This window comes from Bartonella propinqua, assembly GCF_047263965.1.
GTDB lineage: Bacteria > Pseudomonadota > Alphaproteobacteria > Rhizobiales > Rhizobiaceae > Bartonella.
This window is the reverse complement of the sequence record NZ_JBLEBK010000019.1, coordinates 1-3,401: the sequence shown is the minus strand read 5'-3', so window position 1 is coordinate 3,401 and position 3,401 is coordinate 1. Positions and strand designations below refer to the sequence as shown.

7 protein-coding genes are annotated in these 3,401 nt (G+C 42.1%); 5 read left to right on the top strand and 2 right to left on the bottom strand.

The features are described 5' to 3' along the window. Positions 1–147: 147 nt before the first annotated feature. Together ACMFKV_RS06985 and ACMFKV_RS06980 are read right to left on the bottom strand one after the other, a co-directional pair. Positions 148–534, bottom strand: coding sequence for a hypothetical protein (locus ACMFKV_RS06985; protein ID WP_413154897.1), 387 nt, complete (start codon positions 532–534; stop codon positions 148–150). Next, positions 527–778, bottom strand: coding sequence for a type II toxin-antitoxin system prevent-host-death family antitoxin (locus tag ACMFKV_RS06980; protein ID WP_413154896.1), 252 nt, complete (start codon positions 776–778; stop codon positions 527–529). Before ACMFKV_RS06980 ends, ACMFKV_RS06985 begins: the two co-directional genes overlap by 8 nt. Before the next feature lie 145 nt (positions 779–923). Between ACMFKV_RS06980 and ACMFKV_RS06975 the strand changes: the two genes are divergently transcribed. From ACMFKV_RS06975 to ACMFKV_RS06955, 5 genes are all read left to right on the top strand, one after another. Further along, entirely contained in the window at positions 924–2,315 is a 1,392-nt protein-coding gene (locus ACMFKV_RS06975; RefSeq protein ID WP_413154895.1) for a phage tail sheath subtilisin-like domain-containing protein, read from the top strand. Continuing rightward, positions 2,315–2,821: a phage major tail tube protein gene (locus tag ACMFKV_RS06970; protein ID WP_336288727.1), complete on the top strand. Its 507-nt coding sequence runs from the start codon at positions 2,315–2,317 to the stop codon at positions 2,819–2,821. The genes ACMFKV_RS06975 and ACMFKV_RS06970 overlap by 1 nt, the downstream gene beginning before the upstream one ends. A 2-nt stretch (positions 2,822–2,823) precedes the next feature. Continuing rightward, positions 2,824–3,108, top strand: a complete 285-nt coding sequence (locus ACMFKV_RS06965; protein ID WP_413154894.1) for a phage tail assembly protein — start codon at positions 2,824–2,826, stop codon at positions 3,106–3,108. Further along, the gene (locus ACMFKV_RS06960) at positions 3,105–3,221 is read left to right on the top strand and encodes a GpE family phage tail protein (protein ID WP_332060728.1); all 117 of its coding nucleotides are present in this window, start codon (positions 3,105–3,107) and stop codon (positions 3,219–3,221) included. The genes ACMFKV_RS06965 and ACMFKV_RS06960 overlap by 4 nt, the downstream gene beginning before the upstream one ends. Then, positions 3,218–3,401: hypothetical protein (locus ACMFKV_RS06955; protein ID WP_413154883.1), on the top strand; the 184-nt coding region annotated here is incomplete at its 3' end. The genes ACMFKV_RS06960 and ACMFKV_RS06955, both read left to right, overlap by 4 nt.

The following is a 3,401-nucleotide window of genomic DNA, read 5'->3' as shown; positions in this document are numbered from 1 at the left end:
CATTTCCTCAACGGGTGAAGCAGAAACGCGACCTGTGAATGCAACGGTTGTTTATGCCATAAAGTCATGAAGTTTGATGGTGATGGATAAGGCTTGTCAGTGGAATCTTAAATTGCTGATGCAAGTTTTTAATCATGCGTAAGTGATTCAGTGTCGAGAGACTTTTCCAAGTGGTTTTATTGCTTTAACTTCTTTAATTTTAAATGCAATCTTACGCATGAAAGCAGGACTAAAATATCCTTGAGGCTTTAGATTTTTAAAGTCAAAAAATGCACCGCAAGGAACAACATTAAATTCATCAACATGTACCCAAGACTGCTTTTGTAAGCCCGCACGCTTACATTCTATTTCAGGTATTTTTAGACTATACTGTGTATTACAAGGCTCTTGAGAAGTGATAGGAAACAAAAAAAGATGATTTTCAGTTTTGACCATAACACAAGCAGGACGAGCTTTACGTCCTGAATGTTCGTTGTTTTGTGCTTGTGCATGCCATAAATAATAATATTGAACAACATCTCCAGCTTTAAACATTTTCATTGCCATTTAAAATATCATCTAACCCACGATCTAAGTCGTCTAATATATTCTTTGGTGCATCTGCATAGATAAAAGATTGTCCAGCAGAATGGGGTTTTATTAATTCGTTATATAAACTGATGGGAAGCATAATGATCTTCTCACGTCCTCGTTTTGTTAAAGCTACAGGCGTGGACATAGCTTCATCTAAAATATTGCCAGTCTCACGGTTCACATCTGTAAAACTATATTTTTTCATATCGGTACCTGCGCACAATCCATATTACATAATATACATAATATACGTAATATACGTATATTATCAAGATGCTTTTAAGAGCGACACTCTCATCATAATTTTTCAGAATTCATTTAACCCAGCCAATCATTTGAAGGAGCATAAAATGGCAACAGGTTTTTTGCACGGCGTTGAAGTTATCGAGTCCGATGACGGTACGCGTCCACTTCGTACAGCTCAATCAGCCGTTATCGGGATTGTGGGGACGGCACCAGATGCCGATACACAAGCATTTCCCTTGAATACACCCGTCTTGGTTTCGGGATCACTTTTACAAGCAGCAAAACTTGATAAAACAGGCAAGCGACGTGGCACTTTGCCTAATGCTCTTGACCTGATTTTTAAGCAAGTGGGTGCCATTGTTATTGTCGTGCGGGTGAAGGAAGGTGAGAACGAGAATACAACTCTTGCCAATGTTCTTGGTGGTGTCAATACAGATGGAGCTTATGAAGGTGTTCATGCTTTAATTGGAGCACAATCCATTGTTGGACAAACACCACGCATTTTGATTGCTCCAAGCTTTACCCATCAACGCCCTGTAACCCTTAGCAAGATTAATGTCACGAACCAAGGCAGTGATTATAGTCAAGCAACGGTTAAAATTACAGGGGGAGCCAAAGCAGAAGCTGTCATTTCTGATGGGAACATCACGTCTATTGTTCTCAAGGAGAATGGCATTGATTATCAAACTGCACCAAATGTGACGATTGAAGGTGATGGCACTGGTGCAACAGCTAGGGCAGAAATAGGCACCACATCGAATCCAGTAGCAGCAGAGCTTCTTGGTATTGCTGAACGTCTGCGTGCCATTGTGGTGCTTGATGCACCAAACACAACAGATGAAGCAGCTCTTAGCACAGCCAAGGATTTTAATTCAAAACGTGCTGTTATCGTTGATCCCTTTGTGGCAGTGAATCGTCATGAAAAAATCTCACAAGAGCCAGCAAGTGCAGCTGTTGCAGGGGTGATTGCTAGAACGGATTTTGAGAACGGCTTTTGGCATTCTCCTTCCAATAAAGTCATCAATGGCATTGTTGGTATTGCGCGTCCGATTGACTTTTCTATCGGTGATAGATCAAGCCGTGCCAACCTGCTCAATGAACAAAACATTACAACAATTATCCGCGAAAATGGCTATCGCTTGTGGGGAAACCGTACGCTTTCAAGTGATAGAAAATTTGCTTTTTTATCGGTGGTGAGAACCGCAGATATGATTAACGATGCCATTTTACGCGGGCATTTGTGGGCAGTCGATAAAAATATCAAGAAAACTTACATGAGCGATGTGAGCGAAAGCGTCAATGCTTATTTGCGTGATTTAAAAGCGCAAGGGGCAATTCTTGGTGGGCACTGCATCCCCGATCCAGAACTCAACACACCAAGTGCGATCGAAGATGGCAAAGTTTATTTCAATGTAGAATTTACACCAACAACCCCAGCAGAACATATCACGTTCCGTTCACAAATTACCAATGATTACTTAGAGGAGATGGCGTAATGGCAGTACCAGTTTTACCAAGGGTTTTGAAATATTTTAACATTTATGTCGACGGTATTCCCTATCAGGCAAAATGTGAAAGCGTGACTTTGCCAAATTTGAATTTCACCGTTGAAAGTTATCGTGGTGGTGGCATGGATGTGCCCATTGAGATTGATATGGGGCTTGAGGTTTTAACACTGACCATGACGATTTCTGATTGCTCCCCAGAGCTGATGACACAGCTGGGGCGCTCTGATGTTGACATCTCCCTACGGGGCTCAATGCAAGCGCAGGGCACGCCCGCAGAAGGGGTTGCCATCACCATGCGAGGGCTTTGCAAAGGTTTTGAAATGGCAGAATGGCAAGCAGGAGGCAAAGCAACCTCTACAGCGACATTCACACTGCATTACTTCAAGTATGTTCAGAAGGAGGTTGAGATTGTTGAGATAGATGCTCTCAACATGGTGAGGAAATTCAATGGTGTAGACCAATTAGCAAAACATAGAGAATTTTTAGGAATGTAAAAATGACAGCAGCAACAAGCGTTACATATAAATTGTCCATCCCTGTTTTTTTTGAAGGAAAAGAACACACCAAAATCATTTTACGTCGTGCCAAAACAAAGGATTTGCAAGCGATTGATAAAAAGGAAGGTCTCGAGCAAACGATCGCAATGATTGCACGCCTTTCGAGCTGGTCTTATGAAGCCGTGGGAGAAATTGATATTGAAGATTTGTCAGGTATTGGGGAAATCTTAGAGTCTTTTATCAAGCGGCGGGATACCTCGACTGGGAAACCGCCGCAAAACTGATAGGGGATATAGCGATCGTTTTTCATTGGCCACTGTCAGATATGATGGAAATGGAGCCACAAGAATTGATCTTTTGGCGAAAACAAGCAGCAGAAAGGCATAAAACGAAATGACGAAAAAAGTTGCCGATGCGAAAGTCAGATTAACGCTTGAGGATAAAATCACTGCGCCTTTGAAGCGTCTACAAGGGCGGTTTCAAGACTTATCGCATAAATTGGGTGTTCCTCGCTTTTCTGCTGCGGTCAAAAACATGACTGCAAGCCTGAAAGGTGTTCAAGGTGCTCTTAGCACGG